Source organism: Paraburkholderia sp. BR10923 (genome assembly GCF_040948765.1).
In the GTDB taxonomy this organism is placed as follows: domain Bacteria; phylum Pseudomonadota; class Gammaproteobacteria; order Burkholderiales; family Burkholderiaceae; genus Paraburkholderia; species Paraburkholderia youngii.
This window is the reverse complement of the sequence record NZ_JBFPKO010000040.1, coordinates 24,367-42,371: the sequence shown is the minus strand read 5'-3', so window position 1 is coordinate 42,371 and position 18,005 is coordinate 24,367. Positions and strand designations below refer to the sequence as shown.

Annotated in this window: 15 protein-coding genes; 7 read left to right on the top strand and 8 right to left on the bottom strand. The window is 62.5% G+C overall.

Annotated elements, in window-relative coordinates; all coding sequences use genetic code 11:
- Positions 1-126: Hsp20/alpha crystallin family protein (locus AB3X94_RS37865; protein WP_368612921.1), on the top strand; the 126-nt coding region annotated here is incomplete at its 5' end.
- Between the two features lie 137 nt (positions 127-263).
- Positions 264-824: an Hsp20/alpha crystallin family protein gene (locus AB3X94_RS37860; protein ID WP_176111096.1), complete on the top strand. Its 561-nt coding sequence runs from the start codon at positions 264-266 to the stop codon at positions 822-824.
- Between the two features lie 495 nt (positions 825-1,319).
- On the opposite strand, the gene AB3X94_RS37855 is transcribed toward AB3X94_RS37860, so the two are convergent.
- The 3 genes from AB3X94_RS37855 to AB3X94_RS37845 all read right to left on the bottom strand — a co-directional run bounded on the left by AB3X94_RS37855 (position 1,320) and on the right by AB3X94_RS37845 (position 5,091).
- The gene (locus AB3X94_RS37855; protein ID WP_368614220.1) at positions 1,320-1,817 is read right to left on the bottom strand and encodes a ferritin-like domain-containing protein; all 498 of its coding nucleotides are present in this window, start codon (positions 1,815-1,817) and stop codon (positions 1,320-1,322) included.
- Positions 1,818-2,826: 1,009 nt separating this feature from the next.
- Complete coding sequence (locus AB3X94_RS37850) at positions 2,827-3,444, bottom strand: TetR/AcrR family transcriptional regulator (RefSeq protein ID WP_368614219.1); 618 nt, start codon at positions 3,442-3,444, stop codon at positions 2,827-2,829.
- Positions 3,445-3,627: 183 nt separating this feature from the next.
- Positions 3,628-5,091 (bottom strand): efflux transporter outer membrane subunit, encoded by a 1,464-nt coding sequence (locus AB3X94_RS37845; RefSeq protein ID WP_368614218.1) that lies wholly within the window; start codon positions 5,089-5,091, stop codon positions 3,628-3,630.
- A gap of 95 nt (positions 5,092-5,186) precedes the next feature.
- Here AB3X94_RS37845 and AB3X94_RS37840 point away from each other — a divergent pair, with 95 nt between their 5' ends.
- The 4 genes from AB3X94_RS37840 (at position 5,187) to AB3X94_RS37825 (ending at position 11,018) form a co-directional block, all read left to right on the top strand.
- Positions 5,187-5,804, top strand: a complete 618-nt coding sequence (locus AB3X94_RS37840; protein ID WP_368614217.1) for a TetR/AcrR family transcriptional regulator — start codon at positions 5,187-5,189, stop codon at positions 5,802-5,804.
- Between the two features lie 81 nt (positions 5,805-5,885).
- Positions 5,886-7,001 carry an efflux RND transporter periplasmic adaptor subunit gene (locus AB3X94_RS37835; protein ID WP_368614216.1) on the top strand — a complete coding sequence of 372 codons (1,116 nt, stop codon included), beginning with the start codon at positions 5,886-5,888 and terminating at the stop codon, positions 6,999-7,001.
- Positions 6,998-10,138: an efflux RND transporter permease subunit gene (locus AB3X94_RS37830; protein WP_176111090.1), complete on the top strand. Its 3,141-nt coding sequence runs from the start codon at positions 6,998-7,000 to the stop codon at positions 10,136-10,138. The genes AB3X94_RS37835 and AB3X94_RS37830 overlap by 4 nt, the downstream gene beginning before the upstream one ends.
- Positions 10,139-10,211: 73 nt before the next feature.
- Positions 10,212-11,018 (top strand): oxidoreductase, encoded by an 807-nt coding sequence (locus AB3X94_RS37825; protein ID WP_368614215.1) that lies wholly within the window; start codon positions 10,212-10,214, stop codon positions 11,016-11,018.
- Between the two features lie 15 nt (positions 11,019-11,033).
- Here the strand turns inward: AB3X94_RS37825 and AB3X94_RS37820 are convergent, their stop codons facing one another.
- A complete protein-coding gene (locus tag AB3X94_RS37820) occupies positions 11,034-11,204 on the bottom strand; it encodes a hypothetical protein (RefSeq protein WP_176111088.1) in 171 nt (56 codons plus the stop codon).
- Between the two features lie 347 nt (positions 11,205-11,551).
- On the opposite strand from AB3X94_RS37820, the gene AB3X94_RS37815 reads away from it, so the two are divergent.
- Positions 11,552-13,228 (top strand): methyl-accepting chemotaxis protein, encoded by a 1,677-nt coding sequence (locus tag AB3X94_RS37815; protein ID WP_368614214.1) that lies wholly within the window; start codon positions 11,552-11,554, stop codon positions 13,226-13,228.
- A 193-nt stretch (positions 13,229-13,421) separates the two neighbouring features.
- Here AB3X94_RS37815 and AB3X94_RS37810 read toward each other — a convergent pair whose 3' ends face one another.
- Genes AB3X94_RS37810 through rbsK form a run of 4 tightly spaced genes read right to left on the bottom strand, consistent with a single transcriptional unit; the run spans position 13,422 to position 17,902 of the window.
- Positions 13,422-14,519, bottom strand: coding sequence for a LacI family DNA-binding transcriptional regulator (locus tag AB3X94_RS37810; RefSeq protein WP_368614213.1), 1,098 nt, complete (start codon positions 14,517-14,519; stop codon positions 13,422-13,424).
- Between the two features lie 58 nt (positions 14,520-14,577).
- On the bottom strand, positions 14,578-15,537 hold the full coding sequence (locus tag AB3X94_RS37805) for a dihydrodipicolinate synthase family protein (protein WP_176111086.1): 960 nt from the start codon (positions 15,535-15,537) through the stop codon (positions 14,578-14,580).
- 38 nt (positions 15,538-15,575) lie between these two features.
- On the bottom strand, positions 15,576-16,895 hold the full coding sequence (locus AB3X94_RS37800) for an MFS transporter (RefSeq protein ID WP_368591925.1): 1,320 nt from the start codon (positions 16,893-16,895) through the stop codon (positions 15,576-15,578).
- 53 nt (positions 16,896-16,948) lie between these two features.
- The gene (gene rbsK, locus AB3X94_RS37795) at positions 16,949-17,902 is read right to left on the bottom strand and encodes a ribokinase (RefSeq protein WP_368614221.1); all 954 of its coding nucleotides are present in this window, start codon (positions 17,900-17,902) and stop codon (positions 16,949-16,951) included.
- Positions 17,903-18,005 lie beyond the last annotated feature (103 nt).

The following is an 18,005-nucleotide window of genomic DNA, read 5'->3' as shown; positions in this document are numbered from 1 at the left end:
TTCTCGATGAACGCCGACTTCGATGCGTCGAAAATCGAAGCCAATCTGAAGGACGGCGTATTGAAGCTGACGATACCGCGCCGCGACGAAGCGCGACCGCACCGGATCGAGGTGCGTACCGACTGAAGTCGGCCGGGGGAGGGACAGCAGTAGCAAGAAGCTGGATGCTGTCCTCCGGCCACCGCCTTTCGGCTGTCGAGTCGAAGCGATCGCGGCGCGGAGACCGGAATCCCGCTTCGTCGCTGATAGGAAAGGAGCACACGATGAACACTGATCCGAAAAAATGGAACCCCTTCAAGTTCCTTCGCGGAGGCGCCCGCAAATCCGATGCGGACGACACAGACGGTCGGCGCGCGGATGAGTGGCGGGCCGCATGGCCCGATATTCCACGACTATCTCTTCGCGAACCGTGGCGGGCCGTGGAGGAATTCTTTCGTGATCCATTTGCAGGCGGTGGTGCGTTTGAACGATGGTTTGGCGACTTCAGTTCGTCGCGCTTCCAGCCGCGCATCGACGTCGTCGACGAGGGGCAGGTGCTTCGCGTTACTGCAGAACTGCCCGGGATGGGACGCGAGGACTTGAACGTGAGCGTCGAGGAAGGGGCAATCGTGCTGCGCGGCGAGAAGAAGCAGGACGTGCGCAGCGAGGAAGATGGATGCTACCGGTTGGAGCGAGCCTATGGAAGCTTCGTGCGCAGAATTCCGATGCCGGACAATGCCGACCCGGACCACGCATTGGCAAAGTTTGACAACGGCATTCTTACATTGACCGTGCCGAAAACGGAACCGGCACGGTCCGCTAGTCGAACCATCGATATCGGTTAGCACCGACGCCAGAATTGCCCGGCCGCGGGTGACTTTCTGGCTGGCCGGGCCGTTAGCTCAATTGGTAGAGCAGTAGCGGTCTGTGCGCGATCGGGAAGCAGCGTGGCTTTACGAAAACCGTGCGTTGTTGAAAACCGCGGGCGATTCTTCACGCGCGTCGAATCCGTGAGTATCTTGACGCATGAGGGGTACACGCAAAGCGGCAGCTTGCGCTTATCAGATTCCACTTGTCGCGTCGATGTCGAATCGTCGCACCAGCACATATTCCGCAAATTGCGCATCGCTGTCGTGCAACGCCAGGCATAGAAGAAGGCCTGACCTGTCCGCGACGCGAATCGTCATGTGGATCAGCATCTTTGACCTGTTCGCTTGCCACGGGGAAGGGGAGCATCCGACCCACGGACGAATGTGATTGGCATGACTCGAAGGTAAATCACAAGATGGCGAGCACAGGCAGACCATTCGATCGGTACGCCTGCGCTGTGTCCTCATGGTTTACTGTTGCATAGCCTCCTTGTTACCGGCCCTTTCCGCAAACTCGGTAAGCTTGAGGTCCGTCGCCTTTTCTTCGTCCAGCGTCTCTTTCAGCAGTTTCACGGCTTCGGTGAAACCCAGTTGTTTGCCAATGGCGCACAGACTACCGTAGGTAGCGATCTCGTAGTGTTCGACCTTCTGCGCGGCAGCCACGAGGCCCGCATCCAGGACCGGACCTTTTTCAATCTCGTCGATCAGTTCCTGTCCTTCTTCTATCAATCCCTCCATCGCGATGCACTTCATTCTCTTCAGGCGGATGTCGCAGGTTTCCACCACCTCGTCGATCCGTTCGACCTGTCCTTGCGTTTCTTCAAGATGAGTCTTGAATGCGTCGCTCAGCGCCGGGTCGGAAGCGGCGCGGGACAGTTTCGCCAGCGCTCGCGTCAGTTGCTTCTCCGCGCTATAGATATCGGAAAGCATGTGCACGAACAGATCATCGACCGTCTTTCGCTGTGACATTTGTGAGCTCCTAAAAGGTTGTTCGGAGCCCTTAGCGGCGCAACGAGTATGCCCGAGACCGACCGACACCCATCCAGACCGGCTGCCGCAAGTGGATCGTGAATGGTCTCGCCGCAGCGACGTTTGCTGGACTCTCGGTATGTCTTCGCACAGGTGGAGAGTGCCGCATTCCCTGACCATCGCGAACACCGAAACATCTGTGGTCTACCGTGGAGGTCGCAAAAACCGCGCAACCGTGCCGGCAAATGCATCGGCTGCAAAGTACACCGACCCATAGACGGGGTGCTTCGGTGTCGAAATAGCCGATGTCGGTGAAGCGAAAGACCTGGCGATTGTTCACGTAGTCCTGAGGGCGGCGCTCAACCTCCACGCGAGCGTGGTAGTGAAAGCCTCTCTTCTCGGGTAACGAACGAATCACCCACTCCCGATGCGTCACCTGCCATGATACGTCGGTCATTCTGACTTATATGGACGCCTCCCCGATTGCCAGGTGCGACCATTCTCCGTAGTAAGTGGGTCTTCTACGCGGCGCAAACCGCGCAACCGGGTTGATACGTTCGACCATGAGCCATTAGCGCTGGAACCCGCATCAGTCGCGTCGCACGTCGTTCTCGCGACTCCATGCGGCGGGCCGATGTTCGATCGTCGTCATGTCCGCCGCGGCTTATGATTTCCACGAGCCGACGCTCATTGGCTGCAGTCATAGTCCTCTTTGGCCTCTACGCTTCGATGCATGTTTCGCAAGCAGTCCATGTGCCTCGGCGGTTCGCGTATGCCTGTCCGAAAGACGCGGTCAACGGCGCACACGCGTGCGCGGATTGTCGGCCACCCTCGAAAATAGGGACGTTTGCGCGGGATGCTTTCCTGGCTAGCACCCAGCGTGCGGGAGAGGTTACTGAAATCCAACTCGATTACGTCTGGTTCATCGTACGCGTAGATTGTTGTTTCGTGTCGTCGGGTACGGATTGATCATCCAGCTAGAACGGACCTTGCGCCAATCAAGGTTCACTCAGAACGATGGACTTGTGAACATTCTCGTAAGGATGTTGCTCACAACCGCTTCGGCTGAAGTCTTCGACAGCTCGTTGGGCATGGTAACGGTGAAATAGAGGACGTCGTCCATCAATGCGATCGTGGCAAGTGCCTGGGCGGCACAGGCGCCTGGCACTTGCATGTTGACGTGCTTGCAGAACTGCTCGATGAAGGAGGCGATCATATCGCGCTTTTCTAGCCAAAGGACGTTTATCTGTTGTCGGAACTTCGCGTCACGCATGGCATGCAGGCGTGCCTCGGCCCACATGACGTAGTTGTTGTCGTCGCGATAACGCTGCGCGTATAACAAGGTGAGCTGCTTTCGCAGGTCCTGGCTGGACGAACCGGCCTCTAACAGCTTCCGCAAGTTTTCCTGGATGTTCTGGTGATCGAGACGGAGCAGTTCGACGAACAGGTCGCTTTTGCTGTCGAAGTTCGAGTAGAACGCACCACGGGTATAGCCGGCCCGGGCGGCGATATCCTCTACGCTCGTGGCGGCCAACCCATTCCTGGCAATGCTCAAGGCCGCTGCATCGAGCAGGCGCTTGCGGGTCTGCTTGCGGGTTTCTTCCCGGGTCAATCGTTTGCGTGACATACGATAAGGCGGTGTAGACGAAACGCTGCGCTTCCAATTCTTGATGGCAAGTGACTGCAGGGACCTTTCGACAGGTAGCCGCTCCGCTGCGCGGGCGAAGCGGAGTCCTCATCAACGGCCATCGCAGAACAAAGATTGCGAAATTTCCGGCGCCGCTTTGCGTGCTTTCGGCGCGTGCGCTAGCTACCTGGTGGCGACCGTCGCTTCGGATTCGCTGGGTTGCCAACCACCCCCGAGTGCCTTGAAAGCAGCGACTGCTGCGCGCGCTGACTCCGTTTGTGCCTGCACTCGCGCATCGGAAGTGCGTAGCAGGCTGTCGTCGGCCTGCAGGACTTCAATCAGACTGACCACGCCTTTTTGATAGGCTGCAAACGAGGCAGCTCTTGCGCGGCCGAGCGAGTCCACGCCCTGCGTGAGCGCAGCAGCCTGTTCCTCGCGCTTGACCAGTGCCGAAAGAGCGTTCTCCACGTCCTCAGTCGCATGTAATGCGGCAAGCCGATAGGCAGCCAGCATCTCGGCCTCCTGACCCTTAGCCTGGCTGATCTGCGCATTGATCCGGCCGAAGTCGAACAAACGCCAGCGCAGACCCAGCACGCCGGCGGCCTGGCTGGCGCCGCTCGAGAACAGATTGCCGCTGGCCACGGATGTCGCGCTGCCGATCAGTCCACTGAGGGAGACCTTGGGGTAGTACTCGGCGATGGCCACTCCGATACGTGCATTCGATGCGGCGAGGTGTCGCTCGGCCACGATCAGGTCTGGCCGCCGCCTGAGCAACTCGCGCGGCGATCCGGTGGCTCCGATCTGCGGGGGGACGGGGATGTCGCCAGCTTCGAGCAACTCGGCCCGATGTACGCCGGGCTGCGCGCCGAGCATCACATCCAGTGCGTTCATGGCCGCGTCGAGGCCCGTCTCGAGGACCGGGACCGAGGCCTGGACCTGGGCAAGCGCCCCCTCGGCCTGTCTTACCTGAAGCTCGGCTGCCAACCCCTTGCCATACAGAAGGTTGATGGTGGAGAGCAGATCCTGCTGCGTCTGCACCTGTCGCCGCGCGACGTTCAGACGGGCTTGCAATCCGCGGATGCTGATATAGATGTCGGCGGTCTGTGCCGCCACGGCCAGGCGTGTGGCCGCGGCGCCGGCTTCCGAAGCCTCGTACTCAGCGAGCGCCGCTTCCCGTCCACGACGCAGGCCTCCGAACACATCCAGTTCCCAGCTCGCGCTGAGATTGGCTTCGTACTCGTTGCCGTAGCGGTCGAAACCGGGCGTCGAGTTCAAAACTCGCCCGAGGGGCGTTTCAACGGACTGGTAGACCCTGGCTGCCTGGCCGCTGACATTGCCGGAAGGCAGCAGCGCGGCATTCGCCGCCCCAAGTGCTGCACGTGCCTGGGTGACACGAGCAGAAGCTTGCGCGAGGTCAAGGTTCTGCTCCAGCGCAAGCGTGACGAATCGCGTCAGTTGCGGATCGCCAAACGCCGTCCACCAGGTGACGAGGTCCGCAGTGGCCGTTGCATGTCGCTGATCGACCGCTGTCTGGCCCATGAACCGCTCCGGCATCGGTACATCGGGCCGAACGTAATCGGGACCTACCGCGCAGCCTGCCGAAAGGCTGGCGACGATAAGCATGGCAAGGGTGCGTTTGGGCAGCATGAGCTTCTTCCGGGCGACGAGGACGAGTAAAGGTGACTATAATACAATGTAGTCACTTGTTGTCGGTTTTTGGGGGCGGCGGTAAGCTAGGAACCATGAAAAATGCAGCCACCTATCCCATTTCGGCCCGCGGCCCAGCTGACCATGACGTGCGCGATCAGATCGTTGCCGCGGCCACCGAGCACTTCAGCCGGTATGGCTACGAGAAAACGACCGTCTCTGATCTCGCCAAGTCCATCGGCTTTTCCAAGGCGTATATCTACAAGTTCTTCGAGTCCAAGCAGGCTATTGGCGAGATGATCTGCGCGAACTGCCTGCGCGAGATCGAAAGCGAGGTCAGAGCTGCCGTCGAAGAGGTCGACCGGCCGCCAGAGAAACTGCGGCGGATGTTCAAGGCGATCGTCGAGGCGAGCCTTCGCCTGTTCTCCCAGGACCGCAAGCTTTACGAGATTGCAGCGTCGGCCGCCACCGAGCAATGGCAGGCGACGCGCGCCTATGAAGAGCGCATCCAGAAGCTGCTCCAGGACGTCCTCCAGGAGGGGCGGCAAAGCGGGGACTTCGAGCGCAAGACGCCGCTGGACGAGACCGCGATGGCGATCTACCTCGTTTTACGCCCGTACCTCAACCCGTTGATCCTGCAGCACAGCTTCGATTACACCGAGGAGGCGCCGGCGAAACTGTCCAGTCTGGTGCTCCGCAGCCTCTCACCTTAACGCGCACCATTTGTGACCGTTGACTATATTGGTCACTAGAACCATAATGCGATCCATCATCCTTTCGTCGATGGGTCTTTCATGCTTGCGCGCCGCCTCGCTACCTCAGCCGTCGTCTTCGCCTTGCCGTTTGCGCTGGCCGCTTGCGGCGCAAAAGCACCGCCCGATCCGCGCACGGAGGCGCCGCTGGTGCGTGCCGCCATCGTTCGGGACGCACCGCCTGCCTCGCGCTCATTTACCGGAACCGTAGCCGCCCGGGTGCAGAGCGACCTGGGGTTTCGGGTCTCCGGCAAGGTGCTCGAGCGGCTGGTCAACGCCGGGCAGAGCGTCAGGCGCGGCCAGCCGCTCATGCGCATCGACCCCGTCGATCTGAAGCTGGCCGCGCAGGCGCAGCAGCAGGCCGTCGCTGCCGCGCGGGCACGGGCGCAGCAGACGGCAGAGGATGAAGCGCGCTACCACGATCTGCGCGGCACGGGCGCCATTTCCGCCTCGGCCTACGACCAGGTCAAGGCCGCGGCCGATGCTGCCAAAGCCCAGCTCAGCGCAGCCGCAGCCCAAGCCGACGTCGCGCTTAATGCGAGTCGCTATACGGAGCTGGTGGCCGACGCCGATGGTGTCGTCATGGAAACGCTGGCGGAGCCCGGGCAGGTCGTCAACGCCGGGCAGACCGTGGTGCGCCTGGCTCACGCAGGACGTCGCGAGGCCGTGATCCAGTTGCCGGAAACCCTGCGCCCTGAGGTCGGTTCCGTCGCGCAGGCAACGCTCTTCGGCAAGCAGGACGTCACGGTTCCCGCCGAATTGCGGCAACTATCCGATGCTGCGGACCCGCTCACCCGCACCTTCGAGGCTCGGTACGTGCTCGACGGCACGCTGTCCGATGCACCGCTAGGAGCAACGGTCACCATCCAGATTCCGGATGCGCGTCGTTCCGTGCAAAGCGCGCTGAAGGTGCCGCTTGGCGCCCTCTTCGATGCTGGCAAGGGACCGGGAGTATGGGTCGTCGACGGCGAGCCGCCAAAGGTCTCCTGGCGGGCGGTCACGGTCGAGCACGTGGATGACGACGACGTCCGCATCAACGGCCCGATCAAGCAAGGCGACCGGATCGTCGCGCTCGGCGCGCATCTGCTACGCGAAGGTGAACTGGTCCGTGTGGCGGGCCAGGCTCCCGTGACCGCAACCGAGGGAGCCCGTCCGTGAGCGAAGGTCGTTTCAACCTTTCCGCGCTCGCTGTGCGCGAGCGCTCCATCACCCTGTTCCTGATCTGCCTGATCTCGCTGGCCGGACTCGTTTCATTCTTCAAGCTCGGCCGTGCCGAAGATCCCGCCTTCACGGTCAAGGTGATGACCATCATCACTGCCTGGCCGGGGGCCACCGCGCAGGAAATGCAGGACCAGGTCGCCGAAAAGCTAGAAAAGCGCATGCAGGAGCTGCGCTGGTACGACCGTACGGAGACCTACACAAGGCCGGGCCTCGCCTTCACGACCTTGACCCTGCTCGACAGCACACCGCCTTCGGAAGTGCAGGAACAGTTCTACCAGGCCCGCAAGAAAATCAGCGACGAGGCAGGCAACCTGCCGCCTGGTGCGATCGGGCCGATGGTCAACGACGAATACGCAGACGTCACCTTCGCGCTGTTTGCGCTCAAGGCCAAAGGCGAACCGCAGCGCCTGCTGGTACGCGACGCCGAGACGCTGCGCCAGCGGCTGCTGCACGTGCCAGGGGTGAAGAAGGTCAACATCATTGGCGAGCAGGCGGAGCGGATCTATGTCGAGTTTTCGCATGACCGTCTGGCAACGCTGGGCGTCAGTCCGCAGGACGTGTTCGCCGCGCTGAACGGCCAGAATGCGCTGACGCCCGCCGGCTCGGTGGAGACCAGGGGCCCGGAGGTGTTCATCCGCCTCGACGGCGCGTTCGACGCGTTGCAGAAGATCCGCGATACGCCCGTCGTGGCGCAGGGACGCACGCTGAAGCTATCGGACATTGCCACCGTCACGCGTGGCTATGAAGATCCGGCGACGTTCCTGATCCGCAACAACGGCGAACCTGCCCTGCTGCTGGGCGTCGTGATGCGCGACGGCTGGAACGGCCTCGACCTGGGTCGCGCGCTGGACCGCGAGGTGGGCGCGATCAACGGCGGGCTGCCGCTCGGCATGAGCCTGACCAAGGTCACCGACCAGGCCGTCAACATCAGTTCGGCGGTCGATGAGTTCATGGTGAAGTTTTTCGCGGCCCTGCTGGTGGTCATGCTGGTGAGCTTCGTGAGCATGGGCTGGCGCGTGGGCCTGGTGGTTGCCGCGGCCGTGCCGCTGACCCTGGCGGTGGTCTTCCTGGTGATGCTCGCAACTGGCAAGAACTTCGACCGCATCACGCTGGGATCGCTGATCCTGGCGCTGGGCCTGCTGGTGGACGACGCCATCATCGCCATCGAAATGATGGTGGTGAAGATGGAAGAGGGCTACAGCCGCGTTGCCGCCTCCGCTTATGCCTGGAGCCATACCGCGGCGCCCATGCTCTCCGGCACGCTGGTCACGGCGGTCGGCTTCATGCCCAATGGCTTCGCCCGATCCACTGCGGGCGAGTACACGAGCAACATGTTCTGGATCGTCGGGATCGCGCTGATCGCATCGTGGGTGGTCGCCGTGGTGTTCACACCTTACCTCGGCGTCAAGATGCTGCCCGACTTCAGGAAAGTCGAAGGCGGCCACGACGCGCTTTATGACACGCCGCGATACAACGGTTTCCGTCAACTGCTGAAGCGCGTCATTGCGCGCAAGTGGCTGGTCGCCGGTTCGGTCGTGGGCCTCTTCGTGCTGGCCGTCCTTGGCATGGCGGTAGTCAAGAAACAGTTCTTCCCGATCTCCGACCGCCCTGAAGTGCTGATCGAGGTGCAGATGCCGTATGGCACGTCGATCGCCCAGACCAGCGCCGCCACAGCGAAGGTCGAAGCCTGGCTGGCGAGACAGAAGGAAGCGAGAATCGTCACCGCCTATGTCGGTCAGGGCGCACCGCGGTTCTACTTCTCGATGGGACCGGAGCTGCCCGATCCATCATTTGCCAAGATCGTGGTGCGCACGGACAACCAGGACGAGCGCGAGGCACTCAAACAGCGGCTGCGCCAGGCAATCGCCGATGGGCTTGCCCCTGAGGCGCGCCTGCGCGTCACGCAACTCGTATTCGGCCCGTATTCGCCGTTCCCGGTTGCTTACCGGGTCACGGGTCCGGACCCGGACAAGCTCCGCGGTATCGCGGAGCAGGTTCAGCAGGTGATGGATGCGAGCCCGATGATGCGCACCGTCAACACCGACTGGGGCACGCGCACGCCCACGCTGCACTTCACCTTGCAGCAGGACCGGCTGCAGGCCGTGGGGCTGACATCGAGCGCGGTCGCGCAACAACTGCAATTCCTGCTCACCGGCGTGCCTGTCACCGTCGTCCGCGAGGACATTCGCACGGTGCAGGTCATCGCGCGTTCGGCCGGCGAGGTCCGGCTCGACCCGGCGCGGATCGGCGACTTCACGCTGGCTGGCGCCAACGGCCAGCGCATCCCGCTGTCGCAGGTGGGCAAGGTCGACGTGCGCATGGAGGAACCGATCATGCGCCGGCGCGACCGGATGCCGACGATCACCGTGCGCGGTGACATCGCCGATGGCTTGCAGCCGCCAGACGTATCGACGGCGATCACGAGGCAGCTTCGGCCCATCATGGACAAGCTGCCGGACGGCTACCGCATCGAACAGGCTGGCTCGATCGAAGAATCAGGCAAGGCGACGACAGCCATGTTGCCGCTCTTTCCGATCATGCTGGCGGTCACGCTGCTCATCATCATCCTGCAGGTGCGCTCGATCTCCGCGATGGTCATGGTCTTTCTGACCAGCCCGCTGGGACTGATCGGTGTCGTGCCAACCTTGATCCTTTTCCGGCAGCCGTTCGGAATCAATGCGCTGGTCGGCCTCATTGCGCTATCGGGGATAGTGATGCGCAACACGCTGATTCTGATCGGCCAGATTCACCAGAACGAACAGGCCGGGCTGGCTCCGTTCAATGCCGTGATCGAGGCAACCGTGCAGCGTGCGCGACCCGTGATCCTGACCGCGCTGGCGGCGATCCTGGCGTTCATCCCGCTGACCCATTCGGTGTTCTGGGGGACGCTCGCGTATACGCTGATCGGTGGCACTTTTGCAGGAACGATCCTGACCCTGGTGTTCCTGCCGGCCATGTATTCCATCTGGTTCAGGATTCGGCCGGGCGATACGACTAATCTGCGCAGAGCCAGGCATGAGCAGGCGCAGCCTGCGAAAGAAATGCCGCAGGATGTGCTCGCTGCCAGGCAATGAACCTTGGTTGCAAGATCAATCGGAGCGGCTGATCCGCTATTTATCCCATTCACCTGCATCGAACGGAACTGCCATGTCGAATTCTAAAGTCGTCGTTGTTACTGGTGTGTCGTCGGGGATCGGACGAGCCACCGCGGAGAAGTTTGCCAGCCGGGGTTGCCGGGTATTCGGCACCGTACGCAACGCTACAACCGCGCAATCGATACCCGGTGTTGTGCTGGTCGAGATGGATGTCCGTAACGACGCCTCAGTGGAACATGCAATCCAGAGCGTCATCGCGGAAGCCACGCGCATCGATGTGCTTGTCAATAGCGCGGGCGTGACGCTGCTCGGCGCGACGGAAGAAACGTCGATTGCCGGGGCTCAGTCGCTATTCGATACCAACGTTTTCGGGATTTTGCGCACAACACGCGCGGTACTGCCGCACATGCGCTCGCAACGTTCGGGAAGAATCGTCAATGTGAGCTCAGTGCTGGGCTTCCTTCCGGCTCCGTACATGGGGCTCTATTCAGCATCCAAGCATGCCGTCGAGGGAATGTCTGAAACCTTGGACCATGAGGTGCGTAAATTAGGAATCCGCGTGGTGCTTGTCGAGCCTTCCTATACCAGGACCAATCTGGATCTCAATGCACCGCATGCGGCTTCCAAAATCGCAGCCTATGACGATGAGCGCGCCATCGTGTCCCGCGCGATTCAAAAAAATGTCAATGAGGCGCCGGCACCTGATGGCGTCGCAACCACGATTGTCGATTCCGCGTTGTCCGCATGGAGAATGAGGCGCACTCCAAAAGGCCAGGCTTCTCTCCTAAGCAAATTGCGTCGCTTCATGCCTGCCGGGCCCGTCGACGCAAACCTGAGAAAGACATTTGGACTCTCGTGAAGTCGCCTACCGATTTCACGTCGCAGCAGCCAGGTTGAAACGCGTCGCTCGCCGAGCCGGACCACTCGCGGCCACCGCGACATCGAGGAAGACGGTGCGCTCGGAAGGATTGGCGAACGGTCTGGCCTCAGAGCGGTCTTCCTCGTCAGCGCGGTGATAGACGACGTCGTGACCTCGCAAACTCATGTCTGGACTGCCAACCGAATTTAAAAATCGCTTTCGCGAATATCACGATTGATTTACAACGCCAGAGAAAATTGGTGTGGTCTCCTATATTCGCCGATCCTATTTTGTCTGATAAAAACGCGCTTAAACCATATCTAATTCCCGATAGAACAAATCAATATCGCGCCAACGTTTGCGCATTCGATAGGCGGGGCAATCCTGGCTTCAGTTCATTAAGTCTGCCGCCGTAAATGCATATGCGAGGCGCATCAGTTTTCACGGGCGCGGCCGCATACCGGTGCGTGACTCGGGCATCAAGAACGATCGCCCGCATTTACGTGTCTTTCCGTCGAAAATGGAAGCGAAAAATGATCCTGAATAACTTGTCTGTGAAGACAAAGCTTACGGTGGCTTTCGGAGCACTGGCCGTTGTTGTACTGATCGTTTCAGGACTCGCTTTGAAGGAGCTGAACGACGCGAATGACCGCTTTTCCGGCTACATCAATGGTATTAACGCACGGGCCACGGTGGCTGAAGGGGTCCGCACCGCAGTTGATGATCGTGCCGTGGCGGTGCGCAATCTGGTGCTGGTCACCACGCCTGAGGACATCGAGCTGGAAAAGGCCGCCGTCATCGACGCTGAACGCAGAGTCGAGGCTAACCTGGAAAAGTTCAATGCCATGGTAGCGGGCGCTTCCGACATGAGCGACAACGCACGCAGACTCGCGGCCGAACTTCCCAGGATCGAGGCGCTTTACCGCCCCGTGGCCCTGGAAATCAACAGGCTGGCGGTGAGTAATCAGCGCGACGCGGCGATTGCGGCAATTGATACCAAATGCAGGCCACTGCTTTCGGCTCTGATCAAGGCGTCCAACGAGTACGAGGACTTCACCCGTGAACGCGCACAACAAATGGTCCGCCAATCGAGCGATCAATTCGCGACTCAGCGGAATCTGCTGATTGCAATCTGTCTGGCTGCGCTCGTGCTGGCGGTCGTGGCAGGTGCAGTCATCACCCGCAGCTTGCTACGCGCTTTGGGCGCCGAGCCCGTGGCACTGGTCGAAGTGACGCAGCGCGTGGCCGGCGGCGATCTGAGCCCGGTGCTGGGGGCGAACAGTGCGCCGACCGGAAGCGTGCTCGCCTCGATGGGCAAGATGCAGGCTAGCCTCGTTCACCTGATCGGTCAGGTTCGTACTTCCGCCGACAGTATCGCGACGGGTTCGAGCCAGATCGCGTCGGGCAACGTGGATCTTTCCACGCGCACAGAACAGCAGGCTGCGTCACTGCAGGAAACTGCGGCAAGCATGGAGGAGCTGACGTCAACGGTGAAGCAGAACGCCGAGAACGCACAGCAGGCGAGCTCGCTCTCGGCCAACGCATCCGAAGTGGCGGGACGGGGCAACCAGGTCGTTGGCGAGGTGGTCGATACGATGAGCGAAATCAGGACGAGTTCCACCAGAATCGCGGATATCACCGGGATCATCGAGGGGATCGCCTTCCAGACCAACATCCTCGCACTGAATGCCGCGGTGGAGGCCGCCCGTGCAGGCGAGCAGGGACGTGGGTTCGCGGTGGTCGCGAGCGAAGTGCGCAGCCTCGCTCAGCGCTCGTCCAGTGCCGCGAAGGAGATCAAGGATCTGATCAACGCGTCCGTGCAGAAGATCCAGAATGGGTCGTCGCTTGCCAACGAGGCGGGGAAGACAATGGCGGAGGTGACACAGGCCGTGGCGCGGGTGACCGACATCATGGGAGAAATCGCAGCCGCGTCGACCGAGCAGAGCCGCGGGATCGAGCAGGTCAATCAGGCGATTACGCAGATGGACGAAGTGACGCAGCAGAATGCCGCGCTGGTGGAGGAAGCGGCGGCGGCGTCGAAATCGCTCGAGGATCAGGGCAGGCAGCTGAACCAGGCGGTTTCGTTCTTCCGTCTGGATTCCCAGGCCGCTGCGCACGCAACGGGCGGAGCTGCTGCCCCGGCAAGCGTCCCGGTAGCACGGCTGCGGACCGCGCCGCGAGCACCCCGGAATAGGGCAGCCTACACGTAACGTTGCGCTCGGGAGGCGGTAGATGTTGGCGAGATGCGGCTCGTGCGCAACCAAAAAGAGCGAGCCGCGGTACTTCTGAACCGATCGAATCCAGGCATCGCTGTAATGCGACGATGGTGCTGTTCGATCAGATTATCGAGCTACTTCGAAGAGCGCGCCTCCGTGCCCCTAGGCTGCAGGACATCAACAACACTCATCCCACGCACGGCCCGGTTGACCCGCGCACTTTCAATTCCACCGGCACGGCATACCCTTGTCGCGTCGGTCGTCCATCCAGCGCATCGAGCAGATGCTTCGCGGCGACCGTGCCGATCTCGCGCGTGTCCACATGCATCGTGGTCAGTGGCGGCCGCGCTTCGCGCGCGATCGCGAGATCGTCGAAGCCGGTGACCGAAAGCTGCTCGGGTATCGCGATGCCGAGTTCTTCCGCCTCCCGTAAGACGCCCAGCGCAATATGATCGTTGCCGCAGATCACGGCGGTTGGACGCGGCCCCGGTTGTTGCCAGAGCGCGCGCAACGCCCGCCGCCCAAAATCGAGCGTGGATTCACCCTCGATCAGATGCTCCGGCCGAACCGCGAGACCATGACGTTCGAGCGCGACGCGAATTCCCGCGAGCCGCGCCTGCACGCGGTCGTTATCCCGCGTCGGCTGGATGCAGACCGCGAATGACCGGTGGCCGAGCGCGACGAGATGCTCGGTGATCTGCTCATAGGCCGCGCGGTTGTCGAAGCCAATGCAATCGTGGGGGCTTCCCTCGCGCCACGCATAGAGCACGACGTAGGGCACGCGCCACACGCGCAGCGCTTCGAAGAGTTCCGGCGGATGCGCTTCGCCCACGACCGCGATAGCCTCCACGCCACGCGCGAGCATCGCGTGAACCTGAGAGAGCGCTTCATTGGGGTTGTAGTTCGAACATCCTAGAAAAAGCGTGATGCCGCGCGCGGCGAACTCCGCCTGCATGCCGCTCACCTGCGAGGCGAAGACCTGATCGTCGAGCGTGGGAATCACGATGCCCGCAATGTGACTGCGGGTGGACGCGAGCGCGCGCCCGGCCGCATTCGGAAACCAGTTCAGCTCCAGCGCGGCCTGTGCGACGCGCTCGCGCACGCTGTCGGACACCTTGCCGGGCTCGTTGTAGACGCGCGATACCGTCGCCGTGGACACGCCCGCGCGTTTTGCGACATCCGACAGGACAGGGCGGCCCGCGCCGCGGCGGGCGCGCACGCCGGCCGAACGTCCGGTCGGCGACGGTTCTTCGAGAGTGGAGGCGGAGTCAGAGGAGCGAGGCATCAACGGTGTGATTCGAAAAGAACGCCCGTCATCTTACCCGCGGCGGGGTGACGGATGGTCAAAACCCGGCGGCGATGCGCGAACGGAAATGCTCGGTGCCTTCGACGATTCGGTCGAGCACCGCGTCGAGCGCCCAGAAGCGCTCGCGCACGTCGTAGTCGATTGCGCGGCAACGAATCGACTGAAAAGTGCCGATCCGCTGGTGATACATCTTCGCGAGCGCCGGATAGCCGAGCGCCTCCGACACCGCCGCGAGTACGAGAAAAGTCGAAAGCTCGTGTGCGAGCGCCGGATTCTCGTCGGCGCGGTTGCGCAACCAGTTGTACAGGTCCGGATGAAAGTTCGTGAACACACCGTTGAAACCCGCCGAGCCGGCTTTCATCGCGTCCCACGCGATCGCGGCATTCGCGTTCAGGATCTTCAGGGGCGAGCCCTTCGCCAGCGCGACGCGGCGCTTCACGGTGTCGAGATCGCAGCTGACGTCCTTCAGCATCACGAAGCGGCCGGTATCGATGCACATCTTGAGCTCGTCGTCGGACAGCAGGCGCCGGTAAGGAGCGGGGCACTCGTACAGCCCCAATGGAATGTCGGAAGGAAGGCGGCTCATCAGGCGACGCAGGTTCGCCGTGAACGCTTCGGTGCCTTCGCGGCGCGGATCGAGCCGGTTCGTCACCAGCACGATGCCGTCCGCGCCCGTCGCCGCGGCCGCGTTCAGCTCCTCGGCTTGCGCCTCCGGATCGTCGCTGATATGGCCTGAGACCACGACCGGCGCACGGCCGGCGACGCGCTCGACCACGAAGCGGCCGAGCGCGGCGCGTTCGTCGAGGCTCAGGAATTGCATTTCGCTCGACTGGGCGACCGCGAAGAGCGCGTCCGAGCCATGCGCGAGATACCACTCGATCAGTCGTTCGAGCCCGGCATAGTCGATGGTCCCGGCGTCGTCGAAAGGCGTCAGCATGACGGGAACGATGCCTTCGATCGAGCGCGTCGAGCGCGGCAGGGAAGTGGGGAGGGTCATGTCGGTGTTGTCCTCTTGAGAATTGAAAATGACGCTTCTCAGGCGTGAGCGCGAGCCGGCGTACCCGGTTCGGTCTCGAACTCGATCGGCTTGCGCACGAGGAAGAGATAGCTCATTGCGCCGACGAAGGCGATTCCCGCGGCCGTCAGCAAAGCCGGCACGAAGGACCACGCCTGCGCGATGTAGCCCGTGAGAATGGGCGCGAGTGCGCCGCCGAGAAAGCCGCCGAAGTTCTGGATGGCGCCGAGCGAGCCGACGCGGTTGGCCGGTGCGGCTGCGGTTGCCAGTGCCCATGAGCAGGCTGATGCTGCATTGGCGAGAAAGATCACGACCGAGATGCAGACGATGGCGATCGTATTGCTTTCGACGAGTGCGGCCGGCACGGTGAACGCCACCATGCCGAGCATCGCGATGACGACCGCGTTGCGCCTGCTCGCCACCGGCGAGGCGCTCCTCTTCGTGATGAGGTCGGAGAACCAGCCTGCGCAGAGCGCGCCGAGAAAGCCGCAGAAGAAGGGCACCGAGGCCGCGATTCCCGTGTGCATCAGAGTCATGTGGCGCTCTGTCGTCAGGTAGCCAGGCAGCCAGGTCAGATAAACCCAGTTCAGATAGACCGAGCCGAAGAAGCCGATCAGCATCCCCCAAGTCGTGACGTTCGAGAACAGCGCGCGCCAATCGGCAAAGCTGAGCTGCTCGGCAGGCTTCGTCTGCGCGGCGTCGCCTTTGAGGTAGTGCAGTTCCTCTGCAGTGAGCGCAGAGGGGTTTGGATCACGATAGATAGCGAGCCAGATCACCGCAACCGCGAGACCGAGCGCGCCGGTAACGATGAAGGCCCAGCGCCAGTGAAATTCCACGACGAGCACCGACAGGCACAGCGGTGCGAGCGCCGTGCCGAGCGGCGACGCGGAATTGAAGATGCCGGTCGGCTTGCCTCGCGCACGCAGCGGAAACCAGTTGCTCACGACGCGCGCCGCCGACGGAAACTGCGGCGACTCGCCGATGCCGAGCACGATGCGCGCGACGACGAACCAGCCGAAGGTGGACACGATGCCGCCCGCGGCCTGCGCGAGCGACCAGATGATCAGGCCGACTCCGAGCAGCCTGCGCGGTCCGATGCGATCGACGAGGCCGCCGACCGGCAGTTGGAAGAGCGCGTAGCTCCAGGAGAATGCCGACAGCAGCAGCCCCATTTCCCCGAGCGACAGACCGAGATCCTTGCGGATCAGCGGATTCGCGACCGCGAGCGTGCCGCGATCGAGATAGTTCACGATGCCACTCACCATCAGCAGCGTCAGCGCCACGATCTGGGCGCGGCGCACGCGCGGAGGTGCCTGCTCGGACACGGGGGTTGGGTTCATGCTGTCGTCTCCATATTGTGTTGTGGATAGGCTGCGATCCCGCGCAGCCGGGTCTATCGAACCGTTGCCGGGAACGCGGATTGCGCCCGCACTTCGGCGTGGGTCGGAATGGATGCCTGCGCGCCTTGACGCGTGACGCTGAGCGCCGCGGCCTGCTGTCCGAACTCGATCGCGTCGCGAATGCTGGCGCCGCGCACGCGCTCGGCTGCGAAGCCGCCGACGAAGGTATCGCCGGCCGCCGTGGTGTCGATCGCATCGACGCGTGGCGCGGGCAGGTGACCTTCCTCCCCGGTTGTCGCGTACCAGACGCCCTCGGCGCCGAGGGTGACGATCACCGTCTCCACGCCTTTCGCACGCAGGTGCGCTGCGGCTTCACGCGCGGACGCCGGGCCATCGACGGGCACGTCCGTCAGCAAGTGGGCCTCGGTCTCGTTGAGAACCATATAGCTGACCTGCTGGTAAAGCGCGTCCGCAAGCGGCTGTGCCGGAGCCGGGTTCAGCAGCACCGGCGTGCCGAGCCTTGCCGCGACTGAAATGGCATGCCGCACGGTGTCGAGCGGGACCTCGAGTTGGCAAATCAGCATGCCGGCGGCGCCGATGGCGTCTTGCGCCGCATCGACGTGAGCGGGAGTAAGCGCGGCGTTGGCGCCCGGCGAAACGACGATCGTATTCGCACCGTCCGCGGCCACCGTGATGGCGGCGATGCCGCTCGACATGTCGTCCACCATGTGCAGGTGCGCCGTGTCGATGTGCTCGCTGTCCAGACGCGCGCGGAGATGAGCGCCGAAGTCGTCGTCTCCGATGCAGCCGAGCATCGCCACTGAAGCGCCGAGCCGCGCCGCTGCGACCGCCTGATTGGCGCCTTTGCCGCCGGCGAATGTGGCGAACCCGCCCCCGAGCAAGGTTTCCCCCCGCGCCGGCAGACGCTCCGCGTGCACCACGAGATCCATGTTCGCGCTACCCGCGACGATGATCCGGACCGAGGAGGGTGCTTCGCTGGAGCGCATGTTAGCGCTTACATTTTCAATTGTTTCCAAGGATGACATGCAATGAGGACCGGTGAAGGTTGCAATTCGAAACGTGTTAGCGCTTACATTACCCGCCAAGGCA

Excerpts from the sequence above, each read along its gene's own strand:
- AB3X94_RS37860 (WP_176111096.1), top strand. The coding sequence starts at position 264 with ATGAACACTGATCCGAAAAAATGGAACCCCTTCAAGTTCCTTCGCGGA.
- AB3X94_RS37855 (WP_368614220.1), bottom strand. The coding sequence starts at position 1,817 with ATGTCACAGCGAAAGACGGTCGATGATCTGTTCGTGCACATGCTTTCC.
- AB3X94_RS37850 (WP_368614219.1), bottom strand. The coding sequence starts at position 3,444 with ATGTCACGCAAACGATTGACCCGGGAAGAAACCCGCAAGCAGACCCGC.
- AB3X94_RS37845 (WP_368614218.1), bottom strand. The coding sequence starts at position 5,091 with ATGCTGCCCAAACGCACCCTTGCCATGCTTATCGTCGCCAGCCTTTCG.
- AB3X94_RS37840 (WP_368614217.1), top strand. The coding sequence starts at position 5,187 with ATGAAAAATGCAGCCACCTATCCCATTTCGGCCCGCGGCCCAGCTGAC.
- AB3X94_RS37835 (WP_368614216.1), top strand. The coding sequence starts at position 5,886 with ATGCTTGCGCGCCGCCTCGCTACCTCAGCCGTCGTCTTCGCCTTGCCG.
- AB3X94_RS37825 (WP_368614215.1), top strand. The coding sequence starts at position 10,212 with ATGTCGAATTCTAAAGTCGTCGTTGTTACTGGTGTGTCGTCGGGGATC.
- AB3X94_RS37820 (WP_176111088.1), bottom strand. The coding sequence starts at position 11,204 with ATGAGTTTGCGAGGTCACGACGTCGTCTATCACCGCGCTGACGAGGAA.
- AB3X94_RS37815 (WP_368614214.1), top strand. The coding sequence starts at position 11,552 with ATGATCCTGAATAACTTGTCTGTGAAGACAAAGCTTACGGTGGCTTTC.
- AB3X94_RS37810 (WP_368614213.1), bottom strand. The coding sequence starts at position 14,519 with ATGCCTCGCTCCTCTGACTCCGCCTCCACTCTCGAAGAACCGTCGCCG.
- AB3X94_RS37805 (WP_176111086.1), bottom strand. The coding sequence starts at position 15,537 with ATGACCCTCCCCACTTCCCTGCCGCGCTCGACGCGCTCGATCGAAGGC.
- AB3X94_RS37800 (WP_368591925.1), bottom strand. The coding sequence starts at position 16,895 with ATGAACCCAACCCCCGTGTCCGAGCAGGCACCTCCGCGCGTGCGCCGC.
- rbsK (WP_368614221.1), bottom strand. The coding sequence starts at position 17,902 with ATGCGCTCCAGCGAAGCACCCTCCTCGGTCCGGATCATCGTCGCGGGT.